Here is a 13,194-nt window from a genome sequence, read left to right as displayed (position 1 = left end):
CTGTTGGGAGGCGTTTTACGCCTGAAAAGCCTTCATCGCCTTACGCAGTTCCTTCCAGGACGGACGTTTGCCGTACATCAGCACGCCCGTGCGGTAAATTTTCGCGGACAGCCAGCCCAGCACGAAAATCGAACCGATCATAATCGTGATTGAGATGACGATTTCCCACCAAGCCGGGCTTCCTAGACCGATACGCAGGAACATAATGAGCGGCGAGAAGAACGGCACATACGACATCGCGATAACGAAAGGCGCCTCGGGGTTTTGCAGCCCGAACATAGCCGTCATGAACGCGATAATGATAAGCAGCGTGACCGGCATAACGGCTTGCTGTACTTCCTCACTCCGGCTGACCAGCGAACCGATCGCCGCGAAAATAGTCGCGTAGATAAAGAATCCGCCCAGATAGAACAGAAGGAAGTATCCGAGCAAATCATAAGGGATCAGGGATAAATCCAGATCCATGGACTTCAGGGCTGCCCCGTTCCACGGAAGCATCAGATTTACGGCGACCACGACGCCGAACAGCACATTTTGCACCAGTCCCATCAGACAGATGCCGATGATTTTGCCGAACATCTGCTTAAGCGGCGAACCGCTCGAGATCAGAATTTCCATCACACGCGAGCTTTTTTCAGCGGTGATTTCCGTAGAAACCATGCTTCCGTAGCCGATCACGCTCATGTAAAGCAGGAACAGCAGCGCATAGACCAGGATAAAGGCGATTCCCAGCTCTTCCTTGGATTTAGCCGGCGTTTCCGCTTCCTTCAAGGCTACCGTTTCCGTCGTCAGATTGACGGGCTCCTGGATCTTCGCCAGCACGGCGGGCTCTATGCCTGCTTGAACAATCGCGCTGTTCGTCTTGATTGTCTGGAGAGCCGCTTTCAGGAGGCCGGCCGTCTCATCGGTGCCCGGATTTATCGAGAATCCGCTTGCTCCCGTTTGATAGAGAAGCTGCGGGAATTCCCCCGCGCCTGCCGGTTTAGCAGTCAATACGCCTTTGACTTCCTCGTTTTTGAGCTTTTCACGGATCAGAGCGGCATCCGCGTCCGCACCGCCTTTGCTTTCCAGCGGAACAATTTCAACGGCACTAGTGCCTGTCTTGGCAGCGGCAAAATAATCGGTCAGCTTCTGCTGAATATCGGTGCCCTCGGCCATAACCCCGATTTTAACGGCGTCCTTGCCTTCTCCGCCGGAAAATTGCTGAATGATTGCAGGAAGATTCACGACGGCCGAGATGAGCAGCACGAAAATCAGCGTCGTAATTTTGAACGATTTCGTTTTTAACCGGTTCAAAAGGGTAAACCGGATCACAGTCATCATACTATTCATGAGACGATCCCACCTTTGCGATAAAGATTTCGTTCAGTGTCGGCTCCATGAGCTGATAGCGGTAAATATCCGTCGCTGCGGCGGCGTGAGCCAAGATGCGCTGTGCGGCTCCGGCTTCCCGGATACGGATCTCGTAGCCGTTCAGATGCTTTTCCACGGAAGCGACTCCTTCGATCGACTCCAATCCCGTGACCGCATCCTTCGTTTCCAGAAGAACACGCTCTTTCGGGAACGACTGCTTGATCTCGCGCAGATTGCCCTGCAGCACCGTGTTCGATTTATGCAGGATGCAAATATTTTCGCAAAGCTCCTCGACATGATCCATCCGGTGGCTGGAGAACAAAATCGCTTTCCCGTTATCCCGGAGCTCTTTGACCGTTCCTTTCAGTAGCTCGACGTTAACCGGGTCCAGACCGCTGAACGTTTCATCCATGATAATGATCGAAGGATCATGCAGGACGGACGCGATAAACTGGATTTTCTGCTGGTTTCCTTTGGACAGCTCCTCTACCCGCTTATCGTAGTATTCGGGCACGTCGAATTTGTCCAGCCACTCCTTCAGCGTCCGGTCCGCCTGCTTCCGCTTAATGCCCCGAAGCTCCGCGAGGTAAATAAGCTGCTCCGATACTTTGTATTTCGGGTAAAGTCCCCGCTCCTCGGGAAGATACCCCATCAATCTGCGCAGCTCGTCACCGTATCCCTTTCCGTTCCAGCGGATGGTTCCCCCGTCGGGATAAATGAGCCCGAGCGACATACGCATCGTCGTCGTTTTCCCCGCGCCGTTTCCTCCCAGCAAACCGTAAATTTCACCCGGCTTCACCTGCAGGGAAATTCCGTTTACGGCCGTTTTTTCTCCATATTGTTTCGTCACGTGCTCCAGTTCCAGCGGCAACATGGTGATTGCTCCCTTCTTTATCGGATTTCACTTGTTCTCTCTTTAACTCTCTTTGTTTACTTCCCTTTTCATATCTGCTCCCGGGCCAAAAGCTCCAAAATATCTTCCAGCTCCATCGCCGTCGTCCTCACCGGTACGTTTCCCTGCGAGGCAAGCGCCGCTTCCGTTTCACTAGAAGACCGGGTGACGATCGGGATCAATCCTCCGTGCTCCCCGACGCCTACAGACACGATACCGGGCAGAGGGCCCGAAGCAGGCTGCGGAGCTTCGCGCACCCAGATGCGTTTCCAATCATCGAGCAGCTGATCCTTCTCGTACACACCGATAAGCCGGCCCCGGTTGATATAGACGATGTAGTCGGCAAGCCGCCGCACTTCCTCCATGACATGAGTGGAGAAGAAAATGCTCCGGCCTTCCCGGTCCATAAATTTCACGAGATGCTCGATCATCCGTTTGGCCGCAAATGGGTCCAGACCGGACGTCGCTTCGTCGAGCAGCAGCAGCTCGGGCTCGTAAGCGGCCGCCAGGATGTAGCTCAGCTTACGCTTCATCCCCTTCGACAGCGTCTTCAGCTTCAGCTTGCCGGTCAGCTCAAACTCTTCCAGCATGCCGAGGTATAACGCTTCGTTCCATGTCGGATACCAGCGGCAGAGGAAATCGTGGAGCTCGCCGATCGTCGTGCAGCCGAGCTGTTCCCAGCTGGATTCCTCGGGAACATATCCGACCCGTCTCTTAATATCGGTTTCCGCTTCGTCTTCTCCATAGGCGCTGCCGAGCAGCTCCACTTTGCCGCTGTCCGCCTTCGTCAAATTCATCAGCATGCGGAAAAGCGTGCTTTTGCCGGAACCGTTCTGTCCGACCAGCGCCACTACCGTACCCGTTTCCACCACAAGCTCCAGCGGTCCGAGACGCATGTCTCCCAGCGTCTTTTCCACTCCGGACAGTCGAATGGCAAAGTCTTCGCAGCGCGCAGCCTCTCTACTCATTAGCGTTTCCCCCTTCACCCGGTTCCGCATCAGGCTTGAGCAAAGCCGCGGCTTTCGTATTTTCAGTCGTATTCTCGGTATGGATGGTATCCCGTTTAGCTATGCCTCCGAGATTCGAATCCGGCTCATAAGCCCCCTGCACCAGCTTCCCCTCGCTCGTAATTTCCGCCAAAGCTTCCTCGAACAGCTGCTTAAGTTCCTCAATGGTGCAGCCGACACGCAGTCCGCTGCGCAGAGCATCCTTCATCGCTTCCACCACCGCTTCCTTTCGGTATTGCTCCCTGACCGTAGTCCCTACCTTGGCGACGAAAGTGCCGGTACCCTGACGGGTCCGCAAAATCCCTTCGTTCTCAAGGTCCTGGTATACACGTCGAATCGTAATGACGCTGCAGGACAAATCCTTCGCAAACTCCCGGATGGAAGGCAGCAGCGTACCCTCGGGCAAATGCCCGCTGAGGATCAGCTCTTTGAGCTGTACTTGGATCTGATGGTACAACGGCTCCGGATTATCCGGCGAAATTTGGATCGGAATATGCACCCGCATCACCTTCTTTCAAGCTTTCATCGTAGGAAGAAAAAGGCATGTTTCTCATGATGCGAACAAATCCCGGTCGCCGAATTTCCGCTCAACAATTTTCCAGGAAGTTGCTAATGCGCCGGCCCCGACTAGCACCGAAGCAGCCGGTACGATCATTCCGTGCTGTTCAATGAGACGGATCACAAGCGGCCAAAGCATATAATTGCCGCACCACCACAGCAGAATGGAGATAACGAGAGCCGCCGCAATGCACAGCAGGCTTAGCCGGAAGAAACCCTTGCCGCGCATCAGCATCTCTCCGTACAGGTAGGCCGAGCCGACCGCCAGCACCATTCCCCACCAGAAAAAAACCATGCCCAGCCAGGTACCCCAGCCGACCGGCTCCATCCAATCCAAGGACATCATGATGCGAATTCCGCTAAGCAGCAGCAAAATAAAAATGCTGGCATACAGGACATACGCCAAAAACCGGCTCATGACGATTTCCTTATTTTTTACCGGCAGCAATTTCAGCTGCAGAATCCGTTTTGTATACGTATCGTTTTTCCAGTAATACATATTTCGCGAATCAATCGGATACCCGACCACTTGAATGATCGTCAGAACGAAAAAATTGAATATCACCGTCAGAAAACCGCTCGCTCCCGCTTCCGACGAAGTATTGGGATTCATGAAAACAAACAGGACAAATATCGCGTTCAAATAATAAAGCAGGCTCCATATATATCCGTAACGAACCATACTAAAGTCCTGTTTGATCAGCCACCATACGTTTTTCCATACAGTCATATGATCCCCCCTATCTACCGCTTACTGTGCTTGCTGTGATTACTGTGTATATTTATATTAACAGTAAGCACACACCTGTGCAAGCCTTTTTCCAACTTTTTCTTCCCGCATCATTCACCCACTCTCCACAGACGGTTGCCACAAAAAAAACAGCCCCCTGTTTTCGTTAGAAAACAAAAGGCTGTTTGCCTGCACGGCCGTGTGTAACGCAGTAGTACCTCTACAAACCAAAAATCGCATCGATAAGAGGTTTTGTCTCCCCGCCAGGAAAGAGAATGTACAACAGAATATAAACGACTACGCCCGTAGGTGCCACGAACAACCAAATGGTTGCCGTAATAGGCCCTACTTTCCGGTGACGTATCCAGTTCTTTTTGTAAGCCAGAATCAGGGTGACGATACCGAATACGGCTCCCACCGTAGCAAGCGTAATGTGGAAAAACAAAAAGATATGGTACGCAAGCTTAAGGCTTTCCGGTCCGTCAAATGAAGTATTGCCCTGAAAGATGGTACGCGACATATAAATGGTGAAAAAGATCAGCGCAGAGATTGCCCCCGCAATCATCAATTTCGTATGAGTCTCCCGGTTGCCCTTACGAATCTGATACCAACCGAAAGCGACGAAGATGGCGCTGATCACGATGAACATCGTGCTGATCGTCGGCAGTACATGCATGATTTAAATCCCATCCATTCCCTATATTGAGACGCAGAGTCAGTAGCCGAATGCTTAAGCCGTCGTCAGACCGCTGTTATCCTGAGGGTCGTCCGACAATTCTTCCTCTTGGGCTCTCTCCGTACGATACCACTTGAAGAAAATCATAGCAAGGGCAGAACCGTAAACAATTTCTTGAATAACTTTCATCAAAACTCCGCCGAGCTGCTGATCATCAAGCAAAGGCAGGGCGTTGAACGGCACCACCGCATTCGCATACATCGCATAAATCGGTTCGCTGGCGAAAATAATGAGCGCACAGGCCGGAGTAAGCAAAATGCCGTTTACCGCAATATAAGCCAATTTCATCAAACTGGACATCTTTTCATGCTCCGGCAGCGGAGTGAAGACCGGGAACCACATGGCGAAAGCCGTAAAAAGCAGAACCCCATGATAACCGAGCAGCATCCATTCGTTTTCCATCAGGGTATCCATAACCAGCGGCAAATGGTAAACCGAGAAAAGCAGGTTAAACGCAAGAACCGAAATTAGCGGATGGGTGAAAAAACGCAGCAGGCGGTTCATGACGGCCCCTTTGAAAAGAGGACGGATCAACCAGGCAGGCAGCCCGTTCAAGATAAAGATCGGCATGATCAGATACAAGAGGGACTGCTGCAGCATATGAACGCTGAACAGATAGTGATGACCGAGATAGTTAATCGGACTTCCCTGTCCGATATAGAACAAGGCGATACCTGTGTAGAAGGAAAGCTTGACCTTCGAGCTTACAGGTTCTTCTCCCGCGGCGGCAGCTTTGGAAGGAGAGGTCAAACTGCGATAGACGAGACCGACAACGACAACGAACAGCAGAACAACAGGGTTCCACAACTCGAAAAAACCCATTGCTGTGTCAGCTCCTTTACCTTTTATTTTCTTGCCCGGATGAAAAAAAGGAGCGGCTTGTTGCAACAATAGCCAACGAAGCCGCTCTTCTTCTTTTTATCTTACCACCAGGTCCAGTAAACCCCAGCGGCTACGGCCGTTAAGGCGACTATGCCTCCAAAGATGATTCCCACGATCGGGAACAAATGGCCTTTTTCCTTCATGTGCATCCAATAAGCCAGTTGAAGGGCAATTTGGATCAGCGCCATGAAAATAAGGAATGCATACAGGAAAGACTTATCCAATCCGCCGTACATGACAAGCGCGAAAGCAATCATGGTCAGGAGAATCGAAGCAATATACGAAAAGTAATGGTTAGCCGGGCTTTCCTTCTTGTAACGTTTACTTGGTGAAGTTGTTTCGTTTGTGCTCATCTTAAGGACCTACCTTCCCCATCAGATAAACGACCGTAAAGATAAATACCCAAACTACGTCGATAAAGTGCCAGTACAAGCTGGCGACATAAAATTTCGGTGCGGTGACGACCGTGAGACCTTTGCGTGTTCCCTGGATGATCAGAAGAGCGATCCATAGAACCCCGAAAGCAACGTGGCCGCCGTGGAAGCCTACGAGCGTATAGAAGGAGGTTGAGAACGCACTGGTCGTAAACCCGTGTCCTTCATGTACATATTCGTAGAACTCATACACCTCAAGCCCCAGGAAGCCAAGACCGAGCAATACCGTAATGGTTAACCAAAGCAGCAAACCTTTTACGTTGTTTTTGTGCATCGCCATGATGGCAAATACACTGGTCAAACTGGATGTCAACAGAATGAACGTGGCCCAGGCAACCGTAGAAAGCTTGAACAGCTCCATCGGAGTCGGACCGTCCGGAATCTGGTTCCGGAGTGCGATGTAGGTGGCAAACAGCGTACCGAACAAAACCATCTCGCCGCCGAGGAAGAGCCAGAAGCCAAGAACTTTATTCTTGCCTTCCAGCGTCGCCTTCTCGGGCTCCAGCGGCAGCGTACCCGCGTCGTGCGTATGCGCGCTCATCGTTTAACCCCCTTGTCGTTAAGCTCCTCCGGTTCGATATGCCAACCGTGGTCGTCAAAGACGGAACGAAGCAGCATGCAAACGAGCGTAATGCCGATGCCCGCGATACAGATCGCATAGATGTGGTACATGAAGCCGAATGCGGAGATGAACAGCCCGAGAGCCATGAACAGCGGCAGGATCGACGGCGAAGGCATATGAATCGAACCAACCGGTTCAGCCGGAGTCATCTCTTTGTTGCCAGCCATTTTTTCTTTCCACAGAGCATCAAGACCGCGAACAAGCGGAGTTTGTTTAAAGTTGTATTCCGGTGCCGGAGAAGGAATCGTCCACTCCAGCGTACGGCCATCCCACGGGTCGTTCGGAGCATCTTGAGGTTTTCTGTTCGTCGCGATCATGTTGATGATGAACACGAGGGTACCGATACCCATCAGGAATGCGCCTACCGTACTGACAAGGTTACCGGCAGTAAGGCCCGGATCGTAAGTGAATACGCGGCGAGGCATACCCATCAGACCAAGGAAATGCTGCGGGAAGAATGTCAGGTGGAACCCGATAAAGAAGGTCCAGAAATGTATTTTACCCAAAGTTTCGTTCAGCACGCGGCCGAACATTTTTGGCCACCAGTAGTAAGAACCGGCGAACAAGCCAAGAATCAGACCACCGACGATAACGTAGTGGAAGTGAGCGACAACGAAATAAGTGTCATGATACTGGAAGTCGGCAGCCGGTACGGAAAGCATAACACCGGTTACCCCGCCCATTACGAACGTCGGAATGAAAGCCGTTGCGAAAAGGCTGGACGTCGTAAAGCGGATTTGTCCTCCCCAGAGGGTGAACAGCCAGTTGAAAATTTTGATCCCTGTCGGAACGGCGATCGCCATCGTGGCGATAGAGAAAATCGAGTTCGCGACCGGACCCAAGCCTACGGTAAACATATGGTGAACCCAAACCATGAAGCCCAAGAAACCGATCAGAGCCGTAGCGAATACCATCGAGCTGTAACCGAAAAGGCGTTTGCTGGAGAAGGTACTTACGATCTCGGAAATGATACCGAACGCAGGAAGAATCAGAATGTAAACTTCGGGGTGCCCGAAGATCCAGAAAAGATGCTCCCAAAGTACGGTACTGCCGCCGCGGGCCGGATCAAAGAAGGCTCCGTCGAAGATACGGTCAAACATCAGTTCAACCAAACCTACGGTAATCGCAGGGAAAGCGAACAAGATCAGTGCGGACGTGATAAACGACGCCCAGGTAAACATCGGCATACGCATGTAGGTCATGCCGGGTGCACGCATGTTGATAATCGTTACGAGGAAGTTAATCCCCCCGAGGAGTGTTCCAAGACCGGCAATCTGCAAACCGAGTACATAGAAATCGACCCCGGTCAAGTTGCCACCAATCGTCACGCCCTGCGTACTATCCATTATAGTAGATAGTGGAGTGTATGCCGTCCAACCGGCATTCGCTCCGCCGCCCAGGAACCAGGACAGGTTCAGAAGGATGCCCCCGAATAAGAAAAGCCAGAATCCAAGGGAGTTCAGAAACGGAAACGCAACGTCCCGGGCCCCTATCTGCAAGGGGATTATCGCGTTCATAAATCCGAAAATCATAGGCATGGCCGCGAAGAAGATCATCGTCGTACCGTGCATGGTTGTCAGCTGGTTGAACGTATCACCGATAAAAATTTTCAATCCTGGATTCATAAGCTGAATCCGGATGAGAATGGCTTCCAGTCCACCGATCAGGAAGAACAGTCCGCCGGCCATGTAGTACAAAATACCGATCTTCTTATGATCCACGGTGGTCAGCCAATCCATCAAGCCGGTGTACCGCTTCACTTGATGGTGTGCTTGCGCATGCGCGTGGGCGTGTGCTTGTGCCAACGTATTAACCTCCTTTATCCTGAGAAGTCTTACTTCAAGCTGTTCAGATATTTAACAAGCTCGTTAACCTGATTATCCTCGAGCGGTACTTTAGGCATTAAAGTTCCCGGCTTCTCGGCTTGCGGATCTTTGATCCATTTCTTCAAATTCTCGTCGTTGTGTTCCAGAACACCGGCGAGCATTTCACGGTCCGCATAACCGTTCAGGTTAGGACCGAAACCGAGTCCTTTCGGATCGATCGCATGGCACTGCAGGCATTTCTGTTTGAACAGCTCTTCGCCTTGCTTCGCATCTGCAGGAACAGCGGCAGGAGTTTGCATATTCGTCACCCAAGCGTCAAAGTCACCTTGTGCGAGCGATTTCACTTTAAAGTCCATCAAAGAGTGGGACGCGCCGCAAAGCTCCGCACATTTCCCTTTGAAGACATCGACTTCGTCAGCTTTCAAATAATACACGTTCGTCATATTCGTGTTCGTATCCATCTTACCGCCGAGAGACGGAACCCAGAAGGAGTGAGTCACATCCGCGGAAGTAAGCTCAAGCGCGATGTTCTTTCCTGTAGGGATTACAAGATCCTGAGCGGTCGAAATGCCGAGCTCGGGATACTCGAACTGCCACCAGAATTGGTGAGCGGTTACTTTAACATGGATAGCATCCTTATCCTGCACATAGTTCGTAGTGTGCTTGAACGTATAGTAAACCGTCGGTACGGCCAGCACGATAAGCAGCAGAATCGGAATAACCGTCCAGACAATCTCCAGCACGTGGTTACCTTCCACTTGCTTCGGAATGCCTTCTTGTCCCTTCCGTTTACGGAAACGGATGATTACGAACAAATACAATGCAAATACCACTACTACAACCAGAAGCATGATGGCGATCGAGATCTTCATCAGAAACAGCTGTTCTGATGCCACCGGCCCTCTAGGTCGCAAAGCGGAAAGCGTCGGGTCACCACAACCCGCAAGGAGGAACGTCATCACCGCAAATAGGGGGACTAGACGCCAATTCTTTTTCCATCGACTCATTGCTTATCAACCCCACTTTGTAAACCAATATTTTTACCACGAACGACAGGCCTATGTCAATCAACCTTATCACTTAATTAACTATAATTAGGTAAAACTTTTTTGTCAATTCTTCTTGGAAAGTTCACAAATTGTTCTAAAAGCTGTTACATTTTGCGATTTTTTTGTTGATTTGTCTTGCATTGATTTCCTTCCTGCTCGGTTTTTAGCATTAGGATGCATCATTGTGTCCCGTATAATTCACGCCTCCCGGCTTCATCCTAAAATTATGTTAGTCTTCAACAAGGAGGAGCAATCATGAAAAAGATCATGCGCCGTTTCATCCCGGTCCTTTCCGCGGCCGGCTTCATTATTGTAACTGTATCGGGATGCTATAATACGTATCCGAAGGAAACCAGTTACGGGCATCCCAAGCAGCGAATTCAGGAAGAGGGCCAGAGCCGGGCTTACCAGACCCAGCAGCAGGTCAGCCCCGTTTCTCACACCAACACTTTCTTCGCTTACGATCATGAGCTATCCACGCAAATCGCGGCGATGCACGGGGTAATGGGCGCCATCGTCATGAGAACAGACCGTAATGCCTACGCTGCCGTCATGGTGGACAACTCCGCTTCCGGAACGAAGGCGGGCCGCAAGGAAACCAAAACGCACGGACCTCTGGACAAGAAAAACGAGCTGCCCCAGCCCTATTACGAGAACCTGTACACGAACGAACTTGCCTCTGACTTCCTCGGGTACGTGACGGTCCAGGATCACAAAAATTTATCTCACAACTTCAAGCAGGAGATCGCCCTTAAAATCAGGCAGCTTGATCCGACCGTCCATGATGTGTATATCTCGGCTAACCGCGAATTCATCAACCAGCTTAATCACTATAAACTGGATGCCCTGTCGGGAGCTTCACTCAAGCCTTATGTGAATGAGTTCAATCAAGGAGTAACACGGATATTCGGGACGAAACCGCAGCCGTAACCGGAAAAGGAGATTCATGTCAGGAAATTCTCCATTTTATAGGAAGAAAGTCATGCGAAAACACGATTCTTATTAAATAAGTAGACAGAGGAAACCAGCCATAGCTTTCCATCGTGCGGCCGTTAGGGTAGAATGGGAAGCATCCCTACATTCGAAGGAGCTTACACCAATATGTCTTTTCCATTTATAGACCTCGGCGTTCGTCCTGAGCTGGCTAAACTGCTGGCTCGAAGCGGCGTATCCGAGCCGACTCCCATCCAGCAGCAGGCGCTGCCCGTCGTTTTCCGCGGCGGCGATGTGATTGCCCAGGCACAGACCGGAACCGGCAAGACACTCGCCTTCCTGCTCCCCATGCTGGAGCGGACTAATCCTACACGCGCCGAAGTGCAGGGGCTTATTCTTACCCCTACACGGGAGCTTGCCATACAGATTGCGGCGGAGGCCGCCAAGCTGGCACCCGCTCTCGGCATTAACGTACTTGCCGCATACGGCGGACAGGATGTGGAGAAACAGCTCCGCAAGCTTTCCTCCACGGGCGGTGTCCATCTGATCGTCGCCACACCGGGACGCCTGCTCGATCACCTGCGCAGAGGATCCGTCGCTCTATACAAGATTTCCATGCTCGTTCTCGACGAAGCGGATCAAATGCTTCATATGGGATTCTTGAATGAGGTCGAAGAAATTATTGCCCAGACTCCACAAAGACGGCAGACGATGCTCTTTTCCGCGACGATGCCGGACCCGATCCGGAACCTGGCCAAGCGTTATATGGTCAATCCGGAGGAAATCCGCGTAAAAGCGAAACAGGTCACCCTTACCGAGATCGACCAGTCCGTAGTGCGTGTATCGGATCGCGGTAAGCTCGACGCCTTGTGCAGAGCGATCGACACGGATAAGCCTTATCTCGCGATGATTTTCTGCCGCACGAAGCGGAGAGCGGCTTCCTTGAACGCCGACCTGCAGGAACGCGGCTACAAGTCGGACGAGCTTCACGGCGACCTGTCGCAAGCCAAGCGCGAGCAGGTCATGAAGCGGTTCCGCGACGCCAGCATCCAGCTGCTGATCGCCACGGATGTGGCTGCGCGCGGGATCGATGTGGAAGGCGTAACACACGTCTTCAACTATGACATCCCGCACGATGCGCAAAGCTACATCCACCGCATCGGCCGGACGGGACGGGCGGGCCAGACCGGTGTCGCCGTTACGTTCGCCAGCCCCCGCGATCAGGTCTATGTCGACCAGATCGAGCAGGGCATCCGCCAGCAGCTCCGGCGGCAGGACGCGCCGCGCCGTGAACGCGGCGAGGAAACCGACGACCGCCGCGAACGTGGCGGTCGCAGTCCACGCGGCGAGCGGAGCGGCGACGGCAGAGCCAAGCCCGCGGGCAAAGGCGGCGGGCGTTCCCGCGGCGGCGACGGAGCGGGACGCTCCGAAGGCCGCTGGGAGCACCGCGCCGACGCACCTCGCGACGGTACGGGCGGCCGGGGCCGCGGCCGCGCGGATTCGCGCGATGCGGGCGGACCGCGCGGAGGCGGCTTCGGCGGCGCACGCAGCGGCTCGGGCCGTGGGGATTCCGGCGGCGCCGGGCGAGGCACACGCAGCGACGGCGGCTTCCGCGGAGACAGCGCGGAACGCCGCGAAGGCAATGACCGCGGCGGGCGCGGCGGAGCGGACTCCCGCGGACGCAGCGGCGCGGAGCGCGGCGGTTTCGCCGGGCCGCGTGGCGGCTCGGGCCGCGACGACTTCGGCGGCGCACGCGGCGGCAGTGCCGGACGCGGACCGCGCGGCGATAGCGCGCGCGACGGCGGACGCGGCACACGCGACAGCGTGGCGGGCCCGTTCGGCGAAGCCGGCTGGGGCGTAAGCGCCAAGCAGCGTGAAGAGGCGGAAGCCCGCAGCAGCCGCGGACGCGGAGGCGCCGATTCCCGCGGAGCACGCGGAGGCGGTTCAGGCCGCGGCGACTTCGGCGGATCACGCAGCGGCGGCACCGGACGCGGACCGCGCAGCGGCGGCTCAAACGGCCGCGGAACAGGCTCGCGCGGAGGCGGACCGCGCAGCGGCGGATCGAATCCGCGCGGCGGTTCCAAGCGCGGCAGATAGGCAGCCGACGCGCGTTTAGCCGGCCGATTTTTTCAGCGGTTGGGTGACGGCCGGCTAACACCACCGTTTTAAACT

13 protein-coding genes are annotated in these 13,194 nt (G+C 53.5%); 2 read left to right on the top strand and 11 right to left on the bottom strand.

Annotated features, from left to right (window positions below; genetic code table 11):
* Positions 1 to 15 precede the first annotated feature (15 nt).
* From C4S74_RS16340 to coxB, 11 genes are all read right to left on the bottom strand, one after another.
* Positions 16 to 1,332 carry an ABC transporter permease gene (locus C4S74_RS16340; RefSeq protein WP_103996364.1) on the bottom strand — a complete coding sequence of 439 codons (1,317 nt, stop codon included), beginning with the start codon at positions 1,330 to 1,332 and terminating at the stop codon, positions 16 to 18.
* Positions 1,325 to 2,227 carry an ABC transporter ATP-binding protein gene (locus C4S74_RS16335; RefSeq protein WP_103996363.1) on the bottom strand — a complete coding sequence of 301 codons (903 nt, stop codon included), beginning with the start codon at positions 2,225 to 2,227 and terminating at the stop codon, positions 1,325 to 1,327. The genes C4S74_RS16340 and C4S74_RS16335 overlap by 8 nt, the downstream gene beginning before the upstream one ends.
* A gap of 68 nt (positions 2,228 to 2,295) precedes the next feature.
* Positions 2,296 to 3,213, bottom strand: coding sequence for an ABC transporter ATP-binding protein (locus C4S74_RS16330; RefSeq protein ID WP_103996362.1), 918 nt, complete (start codon positions 3,211 to 3,213; stop codon positions 2,296 to 2,298).
* The gene (locus C4S74_RS16325) at positions 3,206 to 3,751 is read right to left on the bottom strand and encodes a GntR family transcriptional regulator (RefSeq protein ID WP_308458024.1); all 546 of its coding nucleotides are present in this window, start codon (positions 3,749 to 3,751) and stop codon (positions 3,206 to 3,208) included. The genes C4S74_RS16330 and C4S74_RS16325 overlap by 8 nt, the downstream gene beginning before the upstream one ends.
* Before the next feature lie 51 nt (positions 3,752 to 3,802).
* The gene (locus C4S74_RS16320; RefSeq protein ID WP_103996361.1) at positions 3,803 to 4,540 is read right to left on the bottom strand and encodes a hypothetical protein; all 738 of its coding nucleotides are present in this window, start codon (positions 4,538 to 4,540) and stop codon (positions 3,803 to 3,805) included.
* Between the two features lie 220 nt (positions 4,541 to 4,760).
* Positions 4,761 to 5,216 (bottom strand): DUF420 domain-containing protein, encoded by a 456-nt coding sequence (locus C4S74_RS16315; RefSeq protein WP_103996360.1) that lies wholly within the window; start codon positions 5,214 to 5,216, stop codon positions 4,761 to 4,763.
* Positions 5,217 to 5,270: 54 nt separating this feature from the next.
* Positions 5,271 to 6,098, bottom strand: coding sequence for a cytochrome c oxidase assembly protein (locus C4S74_RS16310; RefSeq protein ID WP_103996359.1), 828 nt, complete (start codon positions 6,096 to 6,098; stop codon positions 5,271 to 5,273).
* Between the two features lie 101 nt (positions 6,099 to 6,199).
* On the bottom strand, positions 6,200 to 6,511 hold the full coding sequence (locus tag C4S74_RS16305; RefSeq protein WP_009671683.1) for a cytochrome C oxidase subunit IV family protein: 312 nt from the start codon (positions 6,509 to 6,511) through the stop codon (positions 6,200 to 6,202).
* Position 6,512: 1 nt separating this feature from the next.
* Positions 6,513 to 7,133, bottom strand: a complete 621-nt coding sequence (locus C4S74_RS16300) for a cytochrome (ubi)quinol oxidase subunit III (protein ID WP_103996358.1) — start codon at positions 7,131 to 7,133, stop codon at positions 6,513 to 6,515.
* Positions 7,130 to 8,953 carry a cytochrome c oxidase subunit I gene (gene ctaD, locus C4S74_RS16295; protein WP_103996519.1) on the bottom strand — a complete coding sequence of 608 codons (1,824 nt, stop codon included), beginning with the start codon at positions 8,951 to 8,953 and terminating at the stop codon, positions 7,130 to 7,132. The genes C4S74_RS16300 and ctaD overlap by 4 nt, the downstream gene beginning before the upstream one ends.
* Before the next feature lie 95 nt (positions 8,954 to 9,048).
* On the bottom strand, positions 9,049 to 10,047 hold the full coding sequence (gene coxB / locus C4S74_RS16290; RefSeq protein WP_103996357.1) for a cytochrome c oxidase subunit II: 999 nt from the start codon (positions 10,045 to 10,047) through the stop codon (positions 9,049 to 9,051).
* 297 nt (positions 10,048 to 10,344) lie between these two features.
* Between coxB and C4S74_RS16285 the strand changes: the two genes are divergently transcribed.
* Both C4S74_RS16285 and C4S74_RS16280 read left to right on the top strand, forming a co-directional pair.
* A complete protein-coding gene (locus C4S74_RS16285; RefSeq protein ID WP_103996356.1) occupies positions 10,345 to 11,019 on the top strand; it encodes a hypothetical protein in 675 nt (224 codons plus the stop codon).
* 171 nt (positions 11,020 to 11,190) lie between these two features.
* Complete coding sequence (locus tag C4S74_RS16280; protein WP_103996355.1) at positions 11,191 to 13,119, top strand: DEAD/DEAH box helicase; 1,929 nt, start codon at positions 11,191 to 11,193, stop codon at positions 13,117 to 13,119.
* Positions 13,120 to 13,194: the final 75 nt, after the last annotated feature.

This window comes from Paenibacillus sp. UNC499MF, from assembly GCF_900107975.1.
Taxonomy (GTDB): domain Bacteria; phylum Bacillota; class Bacilli; order Paenibacillales; family NBRC-103111; genus Paenibacillus_F.
Note: the sequence above shows the minus strand (reverse complement) of the source record. Positions and strands in the feature narration are given on the sequence as shown.

Bases quoted from the DNA above. Each gene is read 5' to 3' on its own strand.
- C4S74_RS16280 (WP_103996355.1), top strand. From the start codon at position 11,191: ATGTCTTTTCCATTTATAGACCTCGGCGTTCGTCCTGAGCTGGCTAAA.
- C4S74_RS16315 (WP_103996360.1), bottom strand. From the start codon at position 5,216: ATGCATGTACTGCCGACGATCAGCACGATGTTCATCGTGATCAGCGCC.
- C4S74_RS16330 (WP_103996362.1), bottom strand. From the start codon at position 3,213: ATGAGTAGAGAGGCTGCGCGCTGCGAAGACTTTGCCATTCGACTGTCC.
- C4S74_RS16320 (WP_103996361.1), bottom strand. From the start codon at position 4,540: ATGACTGTATGGAAAAACGTATGGTGGCTGATCAAACAGGACTTTAGT.
- C4S74_RS16340 (WP_103996364.1), bottom strand. From the start codon at position 1,332: ATGAATAGTATGATGACTGTGATCCGGTTTACCCTTTTGAACCGGTTA.
- C4S74_RS16300 (WP_103996358.1), bottom strand. From the start codon at position 7,133: ATGAGCGCGCATACGCACGACGCGGGTACGCTGCCGCTGGAGCCCGAG.
- C4S74_RS16310 (WP_103996359.1), bottom strand. From the start codon at position 6,098: ATGGGTTTTTTCGAGTTGTGGAACCCTGTTGTTCTGCTGTTCGTTGTC.
- coxB (WP_103996357.1), bottom strand. From the start codon at position 10,047: ATGAGTCGATGGAAAAAGAATTGGCGTCTAGTCCCCCTATTTGCGGTG.
- C4S74_RS16285 (WP_103996356.1), top strand. From the start codon at position 10,345: ATGAAAAAGATCATGCGCCGTTTCATCCCGGTCCTTTCCGCGGCCGGC.
- C4S74_RS16335 (WP_103996363.1), bottom strand. From the start codon at position 2,227: ATGTTGCCGCTGGAACTGGAGCACGTGACGAAACAATATGGAGAAAAA.
- ctaD (WP_103996519.1), bottom strand. From the start codon at position 8,953: ATGGATTGGCTGACCACCGTGGATCATAAGAAGATCGGTATTTTGTAC.
- C4S74_RS16305 (WP_009671683.1), bottom strand. From the start codon at position 6,511: ATGAGCACAAACGAAACAACTTCACCAAGTAAACGTTACAAGAAGGAA.